Source organism: Aquabacterium sp. (genome assembly GCF_041909175.1).
In the GTDB taxonomy this organism is placed as follows: Bacteria; Pseudomonadota; Gammaproteobacteria; order Burkholderiales; family Burkholderiaceae_C; genus Aquabacterium.
On sequence record NZ_JAYRDZ010000002.1, the window covers coordinates 348,755 to 366,590 of the forward strand.

Sequence of the window (17,836 nt, forward strand, 5' to 3'; positions counted from 1 at the left end):
CAAATCGATTACTTGGTACGGGTGCCAACCACTTCGATTTCCACGCGACGGTTCTTGGCGCGGCCATCCTTGGTCTTGTTGTCGGCCACAGGCTGCTTCTCGCCCTTGCCTTCGGTGTAAACCTTGGAAGCGTCGATACCCTTGCCGTTCAGGTAAGCCTTCACAGCGTCAGCACGCTTGACCGACAGCTTCTGGTTGTATTCGTCGCTACCGACCGAGTCAGTGTGACCCACGGCGATGATGACTTCCAGGTTCAGACCCTTGACCTTCTCAGCCAGGTCGTCCAGCTTGGCCTTGCCTTCAGGCTTCAGCACAGCCTTGTCGAAGTCGAAGAAGGCGTCAGCAGCGTAGCTAACCTTCTCGGTTTGAGGAGCAACCACAGCCGGTGCCGGTGCAGGAGCGGGAGCTGCAGGAGCGGGAGCAGCAACCGGAGCGGGAGCAGCAACCGGGGCAGCAGGAGCAGGCACGCCATCGCAGCCTTGAACGCCAGTTGCAGGCGTCCAGAAGTTATCGCGCCAGCACAGTTCGTTGGTACCGTTCTTCCAAACGGTGCCGTCGGTACCACGCCAGTTGTCGATGGCTTGAGCAGAAGCGGAAGCCGAAACGGCCACCAGAGCAACCAGAGCCGCAATCTTATTGAGCTTGTTCATGCAGGATCCTCACATATTGAGCGCGGCCAAAACCACGCGTACCCAGATGGGCGAAAGCGGGCCGTCACCAAGAAATGCCCGGAAAACCGACATTTTCTGTTCGACCTGACGAAAATCATTGTGCCATAGGCAGCATTTGACGGAATGACAACCATGCATCTCCCACGCACACTCTAGCGCTTGTTGCGTCAGGACGACAAGATCCGCCAATTACAATCGACCGGTTAGCTTCCGTCTGGACATACGTTCGCATGACCCAATTCGCCAAGGAAACCCTGCCCATCAGCCTCGAAGAGGAGATGCGGCGTTCGTACCTCGATTACGCCATGAGCGTGATCGTCGGCCGGGCCCTGCCCGATGCACGCGATGGTCTGAAGCCGGTGCACCGCCGCGTGCTGTTCGCGATGCACGAACTCAATAACGACTGGAACCGCCCATACAAGAAATCGGCGCGTATCGTCGGTGACGTGATCGGTAAGTACCACCCGCACGGCGACTCGGCCGTCTACGACACCATTGTCCGGATGGCGCAGGACTTCTCGCTGCGGCACATGCTGGTCGACGGTCAGGGCAACTTCGGCTCAATCGACGGCGACAACGCTGCGGCCATGCGGTACACAGAAATCCGCCTGTCCAAGATTGCCCATGAAATGCTGGCCGACATCGACAAGGAAACCGTCGATTTCGGACCAAACTATGACGGCTCGGAAAAAGAGCCGCTGGTGCTGCCGACCCGGCTGCCCAATCTACTGGTCAACGGCTCGGCCGGTATCGCGGTGGGCATGGCCACCAACATCCCGCCCCACAACCTCAACGAGGTGGTGGATGCCTGCCTGCATGCGCTGAAGAACCCGGACTGCTCGATTGACGAGCTGATGGAAATCATCCCGGCACCCGACTTCCCGACGGCCGGCATCATCTATGGTCTGGCAGGTGTCCGCGAGGGCTATCGCACCGGTCGTGGTCGTGTGGTCATGCGTGCGCGCTGCCACTTCGAAGACATCGGCAAGGGCGACCGACAGGCCATCATCGTTGACGAGATCCCCTACCAGGTCAACAAAAAGAACCTGCTGGAACGCATTGCCGAGCTGGTCAACGACAAGAAGATCGAAGGCATCAGCCACATCCAGGACGAGTCGGACAAGTCCGGCATGCGCGTGGTGATCGAGCTCAAGCGTGGCGAAGTGCCCGAGGTCGTGCTCAACAACCTGTACAAGCAGACCCAGCTGCAGGACACCTTCGGCATCAACATGGTGGCGCTGATCGACGGTCAGCCCAAGCTGTGCAACCTGAAGGACCTGGTCACCGTGTTCCTGGAACACCGCCGCGAGGTGGTGACCCGTCGCACGGTGTACGAACTGCGCAAGGCCCGCGAACGTGGCCACGTGCTGGAAGGCCTGGCTGTCGCACTGGCCAACATCGACGAATTCATCCGCATCATCAAGGAATCGCCAACCCCGCCGGTGGCCAAGACCGCCCTGATGCAGCAGAGCTGGGATTCGTCGCTGGTGCGCGAAATGCTCTCGCGCGCCGAGGCTGATACCGCAGGCGGCCGCGCGGCCTATCGCCCGGAAGGGCTGCCCGTCCAGTTCGGCCTGCAAACCGACGGCCTGTACCGTCTCTCCGAAGATCAGGCAGGAGAAATCCTGCAGATGCGCCTGCAACGCCTGACCGGCCTGGAGCAGGACAAGATCATTGGCGAGTACAAGGAAGTCATGGCGCAGATCGCCGATCTGCTGGACATCCTGTCCAAGCCGGAGCGCGTATCCTTCATCATCTCGGAAGAGCTGGTTGCCATCCGCCAGGAGTTTGGCCAGACCAAGCTGGGTGCCCGCCGCTCGACCATCGAGCACAACGCGCAAGAGCTGGGTACCGAAGACCTGATCACGCCCACCGACATGGTGGTGACGCTCTCGCACACCGGCTACATCAAGAGCCAGCCGCTGAGCGAATACCGAGCCCAAAAACGCGGCGGCCGCGGCAAGCAGGCCACCGCCACGAAGGAAGACGACTGGATCGACCAGCTCTTCATTGCCAACACCCACGACTACATCCTGTGCTTCAGCAACCGGGGTCGTGTCTACTGGCTGAAGGTCTGGGAAGTGCCGCAGGGCTCGCGCAACTCGCGCGGCAAGCCCATCGTCAACATGTTCCCGCTGGAGCCCGAAGAAAAGATCAACGTGGTGCTGCCCCTGACCGGCGAGTTCCGTAGTTTCCCTGAAGATCACTATGTCTTCATGTCCACATCCATGGGCACGGTCAAAAAGACCTCGCTGACCGATTTCAGCAACCCGCGCAAGGCCGGCATCATTGCCGTGGGCCTGGACGATGGCGACTTCCTGATCGGCGCGGCGCTGACCGATGGCAAGCACGACGTGATGCTGTTCTCCGATGGCGGCAAGGCCGTTCGGTTCGACGAAGAGGATGTGCGCCCGATGGGCCGCAGTGCCCGCGGCGTGCGCGGCATGATGCTGGAAGAAGGCCAATCGGTCATCGCCATGCTGGTGGCTGAAGACGAAACCCAGTCGGTGCTGACCGCCACCGAAAACGGCTACGGCAAGCGCACCAGCATCGTTGAATACACCCGCCACGGCCGTGGCACCAAGGGCATGATCGCCATCCAGCAATCCGAACGCAACGGCAAGGTGGTCGCTGCCACATTGGTCCGCACGGAAGACGAGATCATGCTGATCACCGACAAGGGTGTGGTCGTGCGCACCCGCGTGGCCGAGATCCGCGAATTGGGTCGCGCCACACAGGGCGTGACGCTGATTGCGCTCGATGAAGGCGCCAAGCTGATCGGTCTGCAACGTATTGCCGAAAATGATGCATCCACCGACGGCGACATCGACGATGGTGTATCGGATGCCGCTGACAGCGGAACCCCTGACTGATTCCTGACACCAAGACATGAGCCCGTCACCGACGGGCATGACAAGGAAGACCCATGAAATTGACCCAAACCGTGTCGACCGCCGTGGCGGCCTCTGTACTCGCCCTGACGGCCGTGTCGGCCCACGCGGATGGCAAGACCGACCTCATCCAGCGCCTGCCGCTGGCTCAGAAGGCCGAACTCGATGGCATGGCCACCGGCCTGACCCAATCGCCTGCCCGCCAGTTGATGGGCCAACTGGTCCAGCCAGCCATGGGTCTGGTGCCACCTGAAAAGCGTGAAGCCACCGCCAAGCAAATCGACGCAGAACTGCAAAAGTACTTGGACACGGCCACCCCGATCGTGAAGGCCTCGGCTGCCAAGACCGGCACGCCGGCCATCGCCAGCGTGCTGGCCGACAAGTTCACGGAAGACGAGCTGAAGCAACTGGTTGTGATGCTGGAGTCCCCCATCATCAAAAAGTACCAGGCCGCCCTGCCTGATGTTCAAAAGGCCTTGGTCGAGAGCATCACGGCCGACGCCCGCCCACAGGTGGACCCCAAGCTGAAGGCCCTGCAGGAAAATGTCCGCAAGATCCTGGACACCGCCAGCAATGGCAAACTGAGCCAGGCCATGGCCAAGCAGCAGGCAGAAGCCCAGCAGGGTCAAGCCGCAGCTGCCAAGCCCGCAGCCAAGCCTGCAGCCAAGAAATAAGCCTGCTCACCGATAGCCCTGTTCCCGATGACTCGTCCATTCAACTTCTCCGCCGGTCCGGCAACCCTGCCTGAAGAGGTTCTGCAACAAGCTGCCAGCGAAATGCTGGACTGGCATGGCAGCGGCATGGGTGTGATGGAGATGAGCCATCGGGGCAAGGAGTTCATCTCGATCGCGCAGCAGGCCGAAGCCGATCTGCGCGATGTGCTGGCCATACCGGCCCACTTCAAAGTGCTGTTCATGCAGGGCGGCGCCATTGCGCAAAATGCCATCCTGCCGCTGAACCTCTCTCGTGGCGGACGCACGGATTACGTGATCACGGGTTCGTGGTCGCAAAAATCAGCGAAGGAAGCCCGCAAATTCTGTGATGTGCACGTGGCGGCCACCAACGAAGCCGACACCCACACACAACTGCCGGCCTACGACAGCTGGCAGCTCAGCGATGACGCAGCCTACGTGCATGTGTGCAGCAACGAGACCATCCATGGCGTCGAGATGCACGAGCTGCCCGATCTGGCCGCATTGGGCTCCAAGGCACCCCTGGTGATCGACTGCTCCTCGCACATCGCATCACGCCCCATTGACTGGTCACGGGTGGCCATGGCGTACGCCGGGGCCCAGAAGAACATCGGTCCGGCCGGCCTCACCCTGGTCATCATCCGGGAAGACCTGCTCGGACACGCGCTGCCCATCTGCCCGACGATCTTCGACTACAAGATCCAGGCCGACAACGACTCCATGTACAACACCCCTCCGACCTATGGCATCTACATGGCCGGGCTGGTGTTCCAGTGGATCAAGCAGCAGCGCGAAGGGGCCCTAACCGGTCTGGCCGCCATCGAAGCCCGCAACATCGCCAAGGCCCAACTGTTCTATGACTATGTGGACGCCTCCGGCTTCTACACGAACAAGGTCGGCGCCAACTGCCGCTCGCGGATGAACATCCCGTTCTTCCTGCCAGGCGATGCACTCAATGAGCCATTCCTGTCTGGTGCCAAAGAGGCCGGCCTGCTGCAACTGAAGGGCCACAAGAGTGTCGGCGGCATGCGTGCCTCGATCTACAACGCCATGCCGTTGGCTGGTGTCCAGGCTCTGGTTGGTTACATGAAGGACTTTGCGCAACGCCATGGTTGACGATCAACTGCATCCCGACAGCCGTCCGGTCGAGGAGCAACTCGCCGACTTGCGTCATCGCATCGACAGCCTCGATGGCGAGTTGCTCCAGCTGCTCAACGACCGCGCACGCCTCGCCCAGGCAGTCGGTGAAGTCAAGAAGCTCGACGGCTCACCGGTTTTTCGCCCCGATCGCGAAGCGCAGGTCATTGACCGCCTGAAGAATCTGAACAACGGCCCGGTGCTCAATGACAGCATTGCACCGATCTGGCGTGAAATCATGTCCGCCTGTCGGTCGCTGGAAGCCCGACTCAAGGTGGCGTTTCTGGGCCCTGTTGGCACATTCAGTGAACAGGCTGCGCTGAACTATTTTGGCTCCTCGATCGAGCCGCTGCCGTGCACCACGGTCGATGAAGTTTTCCGGGCTACGGTGGCAGGTTCCTGCCAGTTCGGCGTGGTGCCTGTCGAGAACTCCACCGAAGGGGTGGTGGCCCGCACGCTGGACCTGCTCCTGCAATCGCCCCTGACGATCGTGGGTGAAACCAGCCTGCTGGTCACCCATAACCTCTTGCGCAAACTGCCATCGCGTGAAGGCATCGACGTGGTCTGCGCCCACCCGCAGGCACTGGCCCAGTGTCAGGGCTGGCTCAGCCAGAACCTGCCCCACGCAGAACGCCGCGCCGTTTCCAGCAATGCAGAAGGTGCGCGCCTGGCCGCAGAAAATGACAAGCTGGCCGCCTTGGCCGGCACACGTGCCGCCACCCAATATGGCCTGCATGTGGTGCAGTCTGCAGTTCAGGACGAGGCCCACAACCGCACGCGCTTCGTCGTCGTCACGCGCCCGGAATGCCACACACCGTCTGCGCCGACAGGCCATGACTGCACCAGCCTCATCGTGTCGGTCGACAACCGCCCCGGCGCCGTCCACGACATGCTGGTGCCACTCAAGCGGCATGGCGTGTCCATGACCCGCATCGAATCACGGCCGGCCCGCTCCGGCCAATGGGAATATGTGTTCTACATTGATCTGGTCGGTCATCCCGCCCAGGACAACGTCGCTGCTGCGATGAACGAACTGCGTGCGCAGTGTTCGTTCTTCAAGGTGTTGGGCACCTTCCCGCTCGACGTGCATTGATGAGCACAAAGGATCCTCGAACATGTTCAATCAACTGGGACTGATCGGATGCGGCCTGATGGGCGGCTCGTTCGCCCTGGCCCTCAAGAAAGCCGGTCTCGTCAAGCGCGTGGTGGGCTACAGCAAGTCGCCTTCCACCGTTGAAAAGGCCCGCCGCCTGGGCGTCATCGATGTGATGGCCGAATCGGCGCTGCTGGCTGTATCCGGCTCTGACATCGTCCTGATTGCCGTGCCTGTGGCAGCGAGTGAAGGCACATTCAAGGCCATCCGCCACCTCGTCGACAAGAATGTGCTGTTCATGGACGTGGGCAGCACCAAGCGTGATGTCGTTGATGCGGCGCGCCGTGTCCTGAAGGAACGCATCCCCAGCTTCGTGCCGGCCCACCCCATCGCCGGCCGTGAAGTGGCAGGCATCGAATACGCCGACGCCACCTTGTACCAGGGACGCAAGGTCATCTTGACACCACTGGAGCAAACCGACCCGGTGCTGGTCCAGAAGGCCACCGATGTCTGGGCTGCCATTGGCTGCCAGGTGCTCAAGATGAGCCCTGAAAACCACGATGCGGCATTTGCTGCCGTGAGCCATCTGCCTCACCTGCTGGCCTTTGCCTATGTGAACGCCATGACGGCACAGCCTGATGGCCGCGAATACCTGTCCCTGGCTGGCCCGGGCTTTCGCGATTTCACCCGCATTGCTGCCAGTGACCCCACCGTCTGGCGCGACATCCTCCTGTCCAACCGAGAGGAGGTGCTGCGCCAGTCAGAAGCCTTCCGCGCCGCGCTGGAACAGATGGAGCGCCAGATGCGCGACTGGAGTGGCCAGTCTCTGCAGGAACTCATCCAGACCGCCTCCGATGCCCGAAGCCTGTGGTCGCAGCAAGGCTCACTGAAAGGCACAGGGCGCTGAAGCACCGGGCCCTTGCTGCACTGATCTCATGTACACCACCGCTTTCCTTGATCTTCCCCCGCTGCTGGCCGCCAGCGGCACCATCCGGCTACCCGGCTCCAAGAGCATTTCCAACCGCGTCCTGCTCCTGGCTGGTCTGAGCGAAGGCACCACGGTCGTCCACGATCTGCTGGCCTCCGACGACACCCGGGTGATGCTGGATGCCCTGCGTGCACTGGGTTGCGCCATCACGCAATCGGCTGATACCGTTCACATCACAGGTCTGGGTGGTCAACTGGCCATCAAGCAGGCTGACCTGTTCCTGGGCAACGCCGGAACAGCCATGCGCCCACTCACCGCGGCATTGGCACTGCTGGCCGCCACGCAAGGCGGCACCTTTACCCTGAGTGGCGTGCCCCGCATGCACGAGCGCCCGATCGGTGACCTGGTTGACGCCCTGCGCCCACTGGGTTGCACCATCACCTGCACCGGCCAGGAAGGCTACCCACCCCTCAAGCTCGCGCCTGGCCTGCTTGATCTGAGCGCGCCCATCAAGGTGCGTGGTGACGTATCGAGTCAATTCCTCACCGCCCTGCTGTTGGCCTTGCCCCTGGTATCGCAACAACAGGCACTGGTGATCGACGTCGTCGGAGAGCTGATCTCCAAGCCTTACATCGAGATCACCCTCAATCTGCTCAAGCGGTTCGGCATCGCCGTCGAGCGCGATGGCTGGTCCCGTTTCACCATTCCCCAGGGCAGCCGTTACCGTTCGCCCGGCGAAATCCATGTGGAAGCCGATGCGTCGTCCGCTTCGTATTTCATCGCCGCAGGTGCGCTGGCCGGTATCGATGCACCCGTGCGTGTCGAGGGCGTCGGTGCCGCATCCATTCAAGGTGACATCCGGTTCATCGAGGCCGCTCAGGCCATGGGTGCGCAGATCAGCAGTGGCCCGAACTGGCTGGAGATCCGCCGTGGTCAATGGCCGCTGAAAGCGATTGACCTCGACTGCAACCACATCCCTGACGCGGCCATGACCCTGGCGGTGATGGCCCTCTATGCGCAAGGCACCACCCGCCTGCGCAACATTGCCAGCTGGCGTGTCAAGGAAACCGACCGGATCGCGGCCATGGCCAATGAGCTGCGCAAACTCGGTGCCGCCGTCACGGAAGGCCACGATTTCATCGAGGTCACCCCGCCTGCGCAGTGGCAGCACGCCAGCATCCACACCTATGACGACCATCGCATGGCGATGTGTTTCTCGCTGGCGGCCTTCAACCCGCTGGCACCCCAGGGTGACACGGCCGAGCATCCAATCTCGGTCCGCATTGAAGACCCGCGCTGTGTCGGCAAGACTTTCCCGGATTATTTCGAATCCTTGTTCCAGGTCGCCCAGACCAAGCAGGACTGGATTCCCGTGATCACGATCGACGGTCCGACCGCCTCCGGCAAGGGGACGCTGGCCAGCACACTGGCCACTCGCCTGGGCTACCGCTTCCTCGACTCCGGCTCACTCTACCGGGTGACCGGGCTGGTGGTCAGCCGCCGTGGCATCCACCCCGACGACCACGATGCCGTGACAGCAGTGGCCCGCGAAATTGGCCACGAACTGAGCTTGCGTTTCGAAGGCGATCAGGTCTGGCTTGCCGACGAAGATGTCAGTGACGCGCTGCGCCAGGAAGAAGCGGGCCAGATGGCCTCGCGCATCTCGGCCATCCCCGCCGTCCGACAAGCCCTGGTCGACTTGCAACTCAACTTCCGGGGGCTGCCCGGTCTGGTCGCCGACGGCCGCGACATGGGCACCGTGATCTTTCCGGACGCTGCGCTGAAGGTGTTTTTAACGGCATCCGTACAAGAGCGCGCGGAGCGTCGGTATAACCAATTGATTTCCAAAGGGTTTTCTGTTACCCTAGAAGAGATTTGCACTGATTTGAAAGCGCGCGACCTGCGGGACACCTCCCGTGCCGTGGCGCCTCTCAAGCCAGCCGCAGATGCCCGAAAGCTCGACAACTCGCACCTGAGCATCGATGAATCCGTCGATACCGTGCTGGGTTGGTGGGTCGAAGGCTGGCCTCACGTGGTGGCGGTCAACTGACCATTTGGTCGGCACGCAACACGAGAGGTTTTTTCAAAAGGCTGTGATTCCACCCTTGGCTGCCAGGCGAAGGGTCTGCTTCGGCAAGGGTGCCAACCCGGCACCCGGGGTCATGTTCTTCAACCCAACCCGTCCTGGTCGTTCCTGTCGATCCGGGCGTTACCGCTGGCCCCAAGCCGGCACAGGAAAATCCATGTCTGAATCTTTTGCCGCCCTGTTTGAAGAGTCGCTGCAACGCGCCAACATGCGTCCGGGCGAAGTCATCACTGCTGAAGTGGTGCGCATCGAACACAACTTCGTCGTGGTCAACGCAGGCCTGAAGTCTGAAGCCTACGTGCCCATCGAAGAGTTCAAGAACGACCAAGGCGAACTCGAAGTTCAGGTCGGCGACTTCGTGTCGGTGGCTGTGGACGCCATCGAAAACGGCTACGGCGACACCATCCTGTCGCGCGACAAGGCCAAGCGTCTGGCCTCGTGGCTGTCCCTGGAAAAGGCCCTGGAATCCGGCGAATTCGTCACCGGTACCGTTTCCGGCAAGGTCAAGGGTGGTCTGACCGTTCTGGTCAACGGCATCCGCGCCTTCCTGCCCGGCTCGCTGCTGGACACCCGCCCCGTGAAGGACATGTCGCCGTTCGAAGGCAAGACCATGGAATTCAAGGTCATCAAGCTGGACCGCAAGCGCAACAACGTCGTGCTGTCGCGCCGTGCTGTGGTTGAAGCTTCGATGGGCGAAGAACGCGCCAAGCTGATGGAAACGCTGAAGGAAGGCGCCATCGTTCAAGGCGTGGTCAAGAACATCACCGAATACGGTGCGTTCGTGGACCTGGGCGGCATCGACGGCCTGCTGCACATCACCGACATGGCATGGCGCCGTGTCCGTCACCCGTCCGAAGTGGTGACCGTGGGTCAAGAACTGACCGCCAAGGTCCTGAAGTTCGACGCCGAAAAGAACCGCGTTTCGCTGGGTCTGAAGCAAATGGGCGACGACCCCTGGGTTGGCGTGGCTCGCCGCTACCCTGCCGGCACCCGCCTGTTCGGCAAGGTCACCAACATTGCTGACTACGGTGCATTCGTCGAGATCGAACCCGGCATCGAAGGCCTGGTGCACGTCTCCGAAATGGACTGGACCAACAAGAACGTGGCTCCCAACAAGATCGTCAACATGGGCGACGAAGTGGAAGTCATGGTCCTGGAAATCGACGAAGACAAGCGTCGTATCTCCCTGGGCATGAAGCAGTGCAAGCCGAACCCCTGGGACGACTTCTCTGTCAACTTCAAGCGTGGCGACAAGGTCAAGGGCCCCGTCAAGTCGATCACCGACTTCGGCGTGTTCGTGGGTCTGGCTTCGGGCATCGACGGTCTGGTTCACCTGTCCGACCTGTCCTGGAACGAGCCGGGCGAAGCAGCCGTGCGCAACTACAAGAAGGGCCAGGAAGTCGAAGCCATCGTGCTGGCCATCGACGTGGAACGCGAACGCATTTCCCTGGGCATCAAGCAACTGGATTCCGACCCCTTCACGACCTACACCTCGATCAACGATCGTGGCGTGACCGTGAACGGCACCGTGAAGACCGTGGATGCCAAGGGCGCTGAAATCCAGCTGGCTGATGACGTCACCGGTTACCTGCGTGCCTCGGAAATCTCCCGCGAACGCGTGGAAGATGCCCGCAACGTGCTGAAGGAAGGCGACGAAGTCTCCGCCCTGATCATCAACGTGGACCGCAAGACCCGCAACATCCAGTTGTCGATCAAGGCCAAGGACAACGCAGAGCAGCAAGAAGCCCTGCAAAGCCTGCGCGCTGACAACACCAAGGAAGGCTCCGGCACCACCAGCCTGGGCGCCCTGTTGAAGGCCAAGCTGGATCAGAACAACGGCTGATCCTCACTGCCCGACCCGGACACCCGTCCGGGTTGACGCAGCAGCCCCCTCGCACGACCTTGTGTCGCGTCCTGGGGGCTGTGATGAGCACCGCAAGCCGGTCCTCATCACAGCCTCCGAATCTAAGCAGTTCGCATCCATGACCCGTTCTGATCTTGTGGCTCGGCTGGCCGAGCGGTTTGGCCAGCTCACGCAGCGTGACGCCGAGTTTGCCGTCAAGACCATCCTTGATGCCATGTCGGAGGCCTTGGCCAAGGGCCACCGCATCGAGATCCGTGGCTTCGGCAGCTTCTCGATCAGCCGCCGCCCTCCACGCATGGGCCGCAATCCGCGCTCTGGTGAACAGGTCCTCATCCCCGAAAAACTGGTGCCGCACTTCAAGCCAGGGAAAGCCCTGCGTGAAGCCGTCGATGCACGCGAAGCATCCGACACCCAGTCGCCCGAAGCAGGGGCACAATAAAGCTCCCGAACAACAAGCGCGAGTCCGCCCATGCGTGCACTGATCTGGCTCTGGCGAGTCCTGGTGTTCTTTGTCCTGTTTGCGTTCGCACTCAACAACAAACACAGCGTCGACCTCAACTGGTTCCTGGGGTACCAGTGGCATGCCCCGATGATGTTCATCGTGCTGGCAGCGTTCGCTGTGGGCTGCGTAACAGGTGTTCTGGCCATGATGCCCAGTTGGTGGCGCCACCGCCGCAGCGCTCGCCACCGCCAATTGCTGATGCCAGACACCAGCGCCAGCAAGCACACCCTGACTTCACTGGATGTCGCCTCATCCGCTGCCGAGTCATCTGATTTGCCAGCCGAATTGCCCTTCCCGCCTGACATGCCTGCCCCGCGCAAGCCCTCGAAGTAACACCTGCTTATGGATTTCGATCTGCAATGGCTGCTGCTGGCTCTGCCGGCAGCTTTCCTGCTGGGCTGGATGGCGTCACGCATCGACCTGCGCCAGCTCAAACGGGAAGACCGCGCCTCGCCTCAGGCTTATTTCAAGGGGCTGAATCTCCTGCTCAATGAGCAACAGGACAAGGCCATCGACGCTTTCATCGAGGCCGTTCAGCACGACCCGGACACGTCCGACCTCCACTTTGCACTGGGCAATCTGTTCCGCCGTCGAGGCGAATACGAGCGGGCAATTCGAGTTCACCAGCATCTGCTGGCACGTGCCGACCTGCGTCGTGAAGAGCGGGAAAAGGCCCAGCATGCCCTGGCCCAGGATTTCATGAAGGCCGGGTTGTTTGACCGCGCCGAAGAGGCTTACAAGGCACTCGAGGGCACCCCATTTGCCACCGATGCCCGACTCGCACTGCTGAGCCTGCATGAAAGCTCTCGCAACTGGCATCCTGCCATTGAGGTGGCACGCCAGCTCGAAGCGTCAGGCGCGGGCTCCTTCTCGCAACGCATCGCGCATCACTGGTGCGAAATTGCACACGAGGCTGATGCCCGCGGCCGCAGTGACGAAGCTGAACAGGCCCTGATCAAAGCGCGTGAAGCAGCACCACAAGCCGCACGCCCCCTGGTCATGCAGGGCCAACGCCTCGCGCGACAAGGCAAACATGCGGCCGCCGTGATGGCCTGGAACGAACTGATGGCAATTCAACCTCAGGTCTTCTCGCTGATTGCGCAGGATTACGCCGCCAGTGCCCAACAGTGCGGCGAGTCGGATTCGGCCCTGGCGAAGCTTGAGGCGTTGTATCACCAGGCGCCATCTGTTGACGTGCTACATGCCATCAACCGCCTGCAGATCGACCCGGTACAACGGCGTCAGCGGCTCATGGAGCACCTGACCAAACAACCATCGCTGTCCGCCGCACAAGGCCTGATCCGCGAGCGCCTCAGCTCCGGCGTGGCACTCAGCGAGACGGAGATCGAGCGCATGCAGGCTGCCTTGGCCAGCGCAGCCAAACCACTGCAGCGCTATCGATGCGCCGCATGTGGCTTTGAGAGCCAGCATTACTTCTGGCAATGCCCTGGCTGCCATGGATGGGATACCTACCCACCCCACAAGCTCGAAGATCAGTGATCCATCATCATGTGCTGATGGTCATGCATCGGCATGGCAGCAGGTGCACCACCCAACACGGGTACGGACACCGTTTGCTCGATCAACTTGCCATCCTCGAGCTTTAGCTTCAGCGTCAAAGGCACCTGATCACCCGCCTTCAAAGGCTGCTTCAGGTTCATCAGCATGAGGTGATTGCCACCAGGCCGCAACGCCACGGCCTGTCCGGCGGGCAATGGCAAGGCCCCCAGCGCATTCATGCGCATCACGTTGCCATCCATCTTCATCTCGTGCAGTTCGTTGATCTCGGCCACCGGAGAGCTGAAGCCCACCAGCGTGACACCACGCTCGGCCGTCAGCGTCATGAAACCGCCCGTACCGGTCTGGCCAGGTACGGTTTGACGAATCCAGGCACCGTCAACCCGCACGATCGTCGCGGCAGCTGCGGCTTTGGATGCGCCCGGCTCCTTGGTCACAACCTTGGCTGCGATCACCGCCGTGGCTGGCACCAGCGCCACCGTCAGGGCCATCAGCGAGCGAGCGAGGCCTCGGGTCATCTTGTCTTTCATGGTGATTGTCCTTGAGCAAGCTACGGGTTGCGACATGCCCCCCGCTTGTGCGGCGCCTAGTCTAGCCCCGATGACTCAAGCCGGCTGCAGCACGCGCCGGTATTGAATGGCTTCTGCGATATGGATCAAATGGATGCCGTCGGATTGCGCCAGATCGGCAATGGTCCGCGCCAGCCGCAGCACGCGGTGATAGCTCCGCCCAGACCAGCCCAGACGTGCGCTGGCTGACTGCAGGAACGCCTGCGCCTGAGCTTCCGGACGTGCGACATCATCCAGCAAGCTGCCCGCCAGGGCCTGATTGAGGCAACCCTGCCGCGCCAACTGCCGTTCCCGGGCGAGCGCCACGCGCTGAGCCACGACCAAAGAAGCCTCTCCATCAGGCGCCTGCGCCAGCACCTCGGGCGAAACGGCAGGCACTTCGATCTGCACATCGATGCGATCCAGCAAAGGCCCGCTGAGCTTGCCCTGGTAGCGCAACACCTGGTCTGGCGTACAGCGACAAGCCTTTGTCGGATGCCCCAGATACCCACAAGGGCACGGGTTCATTGCCCCCAGCAACTGAAACCGGGCGGGGAAGTCATGGCGGCGAGCCGCGCGCGAAATGGTGATTTCGCCGGTTTCGAGCGGCTCACGCAGCGCTTCCAGCGCCTGCCGGGGAAATTCAGGCAACTCATCCAGAAACAGCACACCGTGGTGAGACAGTGAAATTTCACCAGGCCTCGGCGGAGATCCGCCGCCAACCAAAGCGACAGAAGACGCACTGTGATGCGGGCTGCGGACCACCCTTTGCTGCCAACGAGTTGGGTCGAAATGCCCTGCGAGGCTGAGTACGGCCGCCGACTCCAGCGCCTCGTCCGCAGACATGGGCGGCAGCAGACCGCCAAAGCGCTGCGCCAGCATCGATTTGCCGGAGCCAGGCGGCCCGACCATCAGCAGGCTATGCTGCCCTGCAGCGGCCACCTCCAAAGCCCGCTTGGCGGCGCTCTGCCCCTTCACTTCCAGAAGATCCCCACCCGCTGGGCGCGCGACGGCCCCACCCTGCCGAGCAACTGCACACAGCCCACCGCCTTCGCGCAAGGCCGTGACCACATCCGCCAGATGCGGCGCCTCCCGCACCGTGACATCAGGGACCAACGCGGCCTCGCGGGCGCTGGCGACTGGCAAAACCAACTGCCTGCACCGGGCCTCTGCGCCCCCCTCACGCCGAAGCGCCAACGCCATCGGCAAGGCCCCGCGAACAGGACGCAACTCACCACCGAGCGACAACTCGCCAGCAAACTCCTTGTCCGCCAGAGCCGATGGCTCAATATGGCCCATCGCAGCCAAAATGCCCAGGGCAATGGGCAAATCGAAGCGCCCCGATTCTTTGGGTAGATCAGCTGGCGCCAGATTCACGGTGATCCGCTTGTTGAAGGGAAACTCAAGTCCGCTGTTGCTCAGGGCCGCCCGAACGCGCTCTCGGGCCTCCTTCACTTCGGTATCGGCCAAGCCGACGAGGGTGAAGCACGGCAAGCCGTTGGCGAGATGGACCTCCACCGTCACGGCCGGCGCGTGCAAGCCATCCAGAGAACGGCTGTGAACAATGGCCAAGGACATGGCCCCTCCTGTGTATGCCGGCAACACGATGCACCGCAGAGGGCCGCCCGCCGCACCCTCGCCGCACTTTCATGCGCAGCGATTGTGCCGAGCGAAGCTCGCCAGTCGATTCCCCCTTAAGGGGCTTGTGTTTGCCATGCACAACGTTTGACGCACACAATCAGTGCGGCGATATCTGCCATGCTGTTAACGAAGTCTCACAAATCCCCGTTTTGGGGCACCAACTTGGCCGCTACACAAATCTGGTGCACACATTTTCGGACCCCAGCGATTGCTCACCGTTTTGGCGCGTTGGCATGGATCCTGCAGACTGGGTTGCGTAACTTTTTTTGTCTGACAACCTCATCGGAGAACCAACCATGAAAATGGTGACAGCCATCGTCAAGCCCTTCAAGCTTGATGAAGTGCGTGAGGCCCTGTCCGCCATTGGCGTCCAAGGCATCACCGTGACCGAAGTCAAGGGCTTCGGTCGCCAGAAGGGCCATACCGAGCTGTATCGCGGCGCGGAATACGTGGTCGACTTCCTCCCCAAGGTCAAGATTGAAGCGGCTGTGGATGAGTCCATCCTGGATCGCGTCATTGAAGCCATCGAGTCGTCGGCACGTACCGGCAAGATCGGTGATGGCAAGATCTTCGTGACCACACTCGAACAAGTCATCCGCATCCGTACCGGCGAGACCGGCAAGGACGCCATGTAATCCGGGACGAGTCGTTCTCCCAGGCATTTTTTGATTCATCCAAGAGGCATTTCATGAGAAAACTCCTTGCGTCTCTCGCGCTGGGGCTGGCGGCCTTCGGTGTGTTTGGCGTCTCCTACGCCCAAGACACCGCCGCTTCGGCTCCCGTGGCCGCTTCTGCTGTTGCAGAGGCCCCCTCTGCAGCAGAAGCCGCGTCGGCTCCTGCTGCTGAAGCATCCGCAGCTTCTGAAGCTGCTCCAGCTGCTGCCCCTGTTCCCAACAAGGGCGACACCACCTGGATGATGGTCTCCACCCTGCTGGTGATCCTGATGACCATCCCCGGTCTGGCGCTGTTCTACGGCGGCCTGGTCCGCAGCAAGAACATGCTGTCCGTGCTGATGCAAGTGATGGTGACCTTCTCGCTGATCGTCGTGCTGTGGTTCGTTTACGGCTACAGCCTGGCTTTCACCGAAGGTAACGCCTTCATCGGTGGCCTGGACCGACTCCTGATGAAGGGTGTGTGGGACAACGTCGCTGGCACCTTCGCCAACGGCGCCACTTTCAGCAAGGGTGTCGTGATCCCCGAGATCGTGTTTGCAGCCTTCCAGGCCACGTTCGCCGGCATCACCTGTGCCCTGATCGTCGGTGCATTCGCCGAACGCGCCAAGTTCTCGGCCGTACTGCTGTTCATGGCCCTGTGGTTCACCTTCTCCTATGCTCCGATCGCTCACATGGTCTGGTTCTGGATGGGTCCTGACGCCTACACCGGTGCTGACGTGGTTGATGCCATGAACGGCAAGGCCGGCCTGATCTGGCAATGGGGTGCCCTGGACTTCGCAGGTGGTACCGTGGTGCACATCAACGCCGCTGTGGCTGGCCTGGTTGGCGCCTACATGATCGGCAAGCGCATCGGTTACGGCAAGGAAGCCTTCACCCCGCACTCGCTGACCCTGACCATGGTTGGTTCCGCTCTGCTGTGGGTGGGCTGGTTCGGCTTCAACGCCGGCTCTGCTCTGGAAGCCAACGGCTTCGCTGCACTGGCCTTCATCAACACCTTCGCAGCCACCGCTGCTGCGGTGCTGGGCTGGATCCTGGGTGAAGCGCTGATCAAGGGCAAGGCCTCGATGCTGGGTGCCGCCTCTGGTGCTGTGGCTGGTCTGGTCGCCATCACGCCTGCAGCCGGTAACGTCGGCATCGGCGGCGCACTGATCATCGGTGTGCTGGCTGGCCTGATCTGCCTGTGGGGTGTGACCGGTCTGAAGAAGATCCTGGGTGCAGACGACTCGCTGGACGTCTTCGGTGTCCACGGCGTGGGCGGCATCCTGGGTGCGCTGCTGACTGGCGTGTTCAACTCGCCCAACCTCGGTGGCCCGAGCGCTGTCGGTGACTGGGTCACTGCCACCACCATCACCCCGGCTGACTACTCCATCGTGAGCCAGGTGATTGTCCAGGCCAAGGCCGTCGGCCTGACCATCGTCTGGTCGGCTGTGGTCTCCTTGATCGCCTACAAGATCGTTGATCTGGTGATCGGCCTGCGCGTACCGGAAGAAGAAGAGCGCGAAGGTCTTGACCTGACTGCTCACGGCGAAACCGCCTACCACAAGTGATCTGAACGGATCACCTGATGCGAAAGGGCTGCCCTCGGGCAGCC

Annotated in this window: 15 protein-coding genes; 12 read left to right on the plus strand and 3 right to left on the minus strand. The window is 61.7% G+C overall.

What is annotated here, in order from left to right; translation table 11 throughout:
- Positions 1–8: 8 nt before the first annotated feature.
- Positions 9–650: an outer membrane protein OmpA gene (ompA, locus tag ACE3PH_RS04175; protein WP_374316738.1), complete on the minus strand. Its 642-nt coding sequence runs from the start codon at positions 648–650 to the stop codon at positions 9–11.
- Between the two features lie 251 nt (positions 651–901).
- On the opposite strand from ompA, the gene gyrA reads away from it, so the two are divergent.
- The 10 genes from gyrA (at position 902) to lapB (ending at position 13,364) form a co-directional block, all read left to right on the plus strand.
- Positions 902–3,544 carry a DNA gyrase subunit A gene (gyrA, locus tag ACE3PH_RS04180; RefSeq protein ID WP_374316739.1) on the plus strand — a complete coding sequence of 881 codons (2,643 nt, stop codon included), beginning with the start codon at positions 902–904 and terminating at the stop codon, positions 3,542–3,544.
- Positions 3,545–3,597: 53 nt separating this feature from the next.
- Positions 3,598–4,236: a hypothetical protein gene (locus ACE3PH_RS04185; RefSeq protein ID WP_374316740.1), complete on the plus strand. Its 639-nt coding sequence runs from the start codon at positions 3,598–3,600 to the stop codon at positions 4,234–4,236.
- 27 nt (positions 4,237–4,263) lie between these two features.
- Positions 4,264–5,370: a 3-phosphoserine/phosphohydroxythreonine transaminase gene (gene serC, locus ACE3PH_RS04190; protein ID WP_374316741.1), complete on the plus strand. Its 1,107-nt coding sequence runs from the start codon at positions 4,264–4,266 to the stop codon at positions 5,368–5,370.
- Positions 5,363–6,484, plus strand: a complete 1,122-nt coding sequence (gene pheA, locus ACE3PH_RS04195; protein WP_374316742.1) for a prephenate dehydratase — start codon at positions 5,363–5,365, stop codon at positions 6,482–6,484. The genes serC and pheA overlap by 8 nt, the downstream gene beginning before the upstream one ends.
- Positions 6,485–6,506: 22 nt before the next feature.
- The gene (locus ACE3PH_RS04200; protein WP_374316743.1) at positions 6,507–7,391 is read left to right on the plus strand and encodes a prephenate dehydrogenase; all 885 of its coding nucleotides are present in this window, start codon (positions 6,507–6,509) and stop codon (positions 7,389–7,391) included.
- Between the two features lie 28 nt (positions 7,392–7,419).
- Positions 7,420–9,462 (plus strand): bifunctional 3-phosphoshikimate 1-carboxyvinyltransferase/cytidylate kinase, encoded by a 2,043-nt coding sequence (locus tag ACE3PH_RS04205; protein WP_374316744.1) that lies wholly within the window; start codon positions 7,420–7,422, stop codon positions 9,460–9,462.
- Between the two features lie 193 nt (positions 9,463–9,655).
- The gene (rpsA, locus tag ACE3PH_RS04210) at positions 9,656–11,341 is read left to right on the plus strand and encodes a 30S ribosomal protein S1 (protein WP_374316745.1); all 1,686 of its coding nucleotides are present in this window, start codon (positions 9,656–9,658) and stop codon (positions 11,339–11,341) included.
- Positions 11,342–11,480: 139 nt separating this feature from the next.
- The gene (locus ACE3PH_RS04215) at positions 11,481–11,801 is read left to right on the plus strand and encodes an integration host factor subunit beta (RefSeq protein ID WP_374316746.1); all 321 of its coding nucleotides are present in this window, start codon (positions 11,481–11,483) and stop codon (positions 11,799–11,801) included.
- A gap of 30 nt (positions 11,802–11,831) precedes the next feature.
- The gene (locus ACE3PH_RS04220) at positions 11,832–12,197 is read left to right on the plus strand and encodes a LapA family protein (RefSeq protein WP_374316747.1); all 366 of its coding nucleotides are present in this window, start codon (positions 11,832–11,834) and stop codon (positions 12,195–12,197) included.
- A 9-nt stretch (positions 12,198–12,206) separates the two neighbouring features.
- A complete protein-coding gene (gene lapB / locus ACE3PH_RS04225) occupies positions 12,207–13,364 on the plus strand; it encodes a lipopolysaccharide assembly protein LapB (RefSeq protein ID WP_374316748.1) in 1,158 nt (385 codons plus the stop codon).
- Here the strand turns inward: lapB and ACE3PH_RS04230 are convergent.
- The gene (locus ACE3PH_RS04230; RefSeq protein WP_374316749.1) at positions 13,358–13,912 is read right to left on the minus strand and encodes a copper chaperone PCu(A)C; all 555 of its coding nucleotides are present in this window, start codon (positions 13,910–13,912) and stop codon (positions 13,358–13,360) included. The two genes, lapB and ACE3PH_RS04230, sit on opposite strands and share 7 nt — an antisense overlap.
- A gap of 75 nt (positions 13,913–13,987) precedes the next feature.
- Positions 13,988–15,508, minus strand: a complete 1,521-nt coding sequence (locus ACE3PH_RS04235) for a YifB family Mg chelatase-like AAA ATPase (RefSeq protein WP_374316750.1) — start codon at positions 15,506–15,508, stop codon at positions 13,988–13,990.
- Positions 15,509–15,867: 359 nt separating this feature from the next.
- Between ACE3PH_RS04235 and ACE3PH_RS04240 the strand changes: the two genes are divergently transcribed.
- Complete coding sequence (locus ACE3PH_RS04240) at positions 15,868–16,206, plus strand: P-II family nitrogen regulator (protein ID WP_374316751.1); 339 nt, start codon at positions 15,868–15,870, stop codon at positions 16,204–16,206.
- Between the two features lie 53 nt (positions 16,207–16,259).
- Positions 16,260–17,792: an ammonium transporter gene (locus ACE3PH_RS04245; RefSeq protein WP_374316752.1), complete on the plus strand. Its 1,533-nt coding sequence runs from the start codon at positions 16,260–16,262 to the stop codon at positions 17,790–17,792.
- Positions 17,793–17,836 lie beyond the last annotated feature (44 nt).

Bases quoted from the DNA above. Each gene is read 5' to 3' on its own strand.
- ompA (WP_374316738.1), bottom strand. From the start codon at position 650: ATGAACAAGCTCAATAAGATTGCGGCTCTGGTTGCTCTGGTGGCCGTT.
- gyrA (WP_374316739.1), top strand. From the start codon at position 902: ATGACCCAATTCGCCAAGGAAACCCTGCCCATCAGCCTCGAAGAGGAG.
- ACE3PH_RS04185 (WP_374316740.1), top strand. From the start codon at position 3,598: ATGAAATTGACCCAAACCGTGTCGACCGCCGTGGCGGCCTCTGTACTC.
- serC (WP_374316741.1), top strand. From the start codon at position 4,264: ATGACTCGTCCATTCAACTTCTCCGCCGGTCCGGCAACCCTGCCTGAA.
- pheA (WP_374316742.1), top strand. From the start codon at position 5,363: ATGGTTGACGATCAACTGCATCCCGACAGCCGTCCGGTCGAGGAGCAA.
- ACE3PH_RS04200 (WP_374316743.1), top strand. From the start codon at position 6,507: ATGTTCAATCAACTGGGACTGATCGGATGCGGCCTGATGGGCGGCTCG.
- ACE3PH_RS04205 (WP_374316744.1), top strand. From the start codon at position 7,420: ATGTACACCACCGCTTTCCTTGATCTTCCCCCGCTGCTGGCCGCCAGC.
- rpsA (WP_374316745.1), top strand. From the start codon at position 9,656: ATGTCTGAATCTTTTGCCGCCCTGTTTGAAGAGTCGCTGCAACGCGCC.
- ACE3PH_RS04215 (WP_374316746.1), top strand. From the start codon at position 11,481: ATGACCCGTTCTGATCTTGTGGCTCGGCTGGCCGAGCGGTTTGGCCAG.
- ACE3PH_RS04220 (WP_374316747.1), top strand. From the start codon at position 11,832: ATGCGTGCACTGATCTGGCTCTGGCGAGTCCTGGTGTTCTTTGTCCTG.
- lapB (WP_374316748.1), top strand. From the start codon at position 12,207: ATGGATTTCGATCTGCAATGGCTGCTGCTGGCTCTGCCGGCAGCTTTC.
- ACE3PH_RS04230 (WP_374316749.1), bottom strand. From the start codon at position 13,912: ATGAAAGACAAGATGACCCGAGGCCTCGCTCGCTCGCTGATGGCCCTG.
- ACE3PH_RS04235 (WP_374316750.1), bottom strand. From the start codon at position 15,508: ATGTCCTTGGCCATTGTTCACAGCCGTTCTCTGGATGGCTTGCACGCG.
- ACE3PH_RS04240 (WP_374316751.1), top strand. From the start codon at position 15,868: ATGAAAATGGTGACAGCCATCGTCAAGCCCTTCAAGCTTGATGAAGTG.
- ACE3PH_RS04245 (WP_374316752.1), top strand. From the start codon at position 16,260: ATGAGAAAACTCCTTGCGTCTCTCGCGCTGGGGCTGGCGGCCTTCGGT.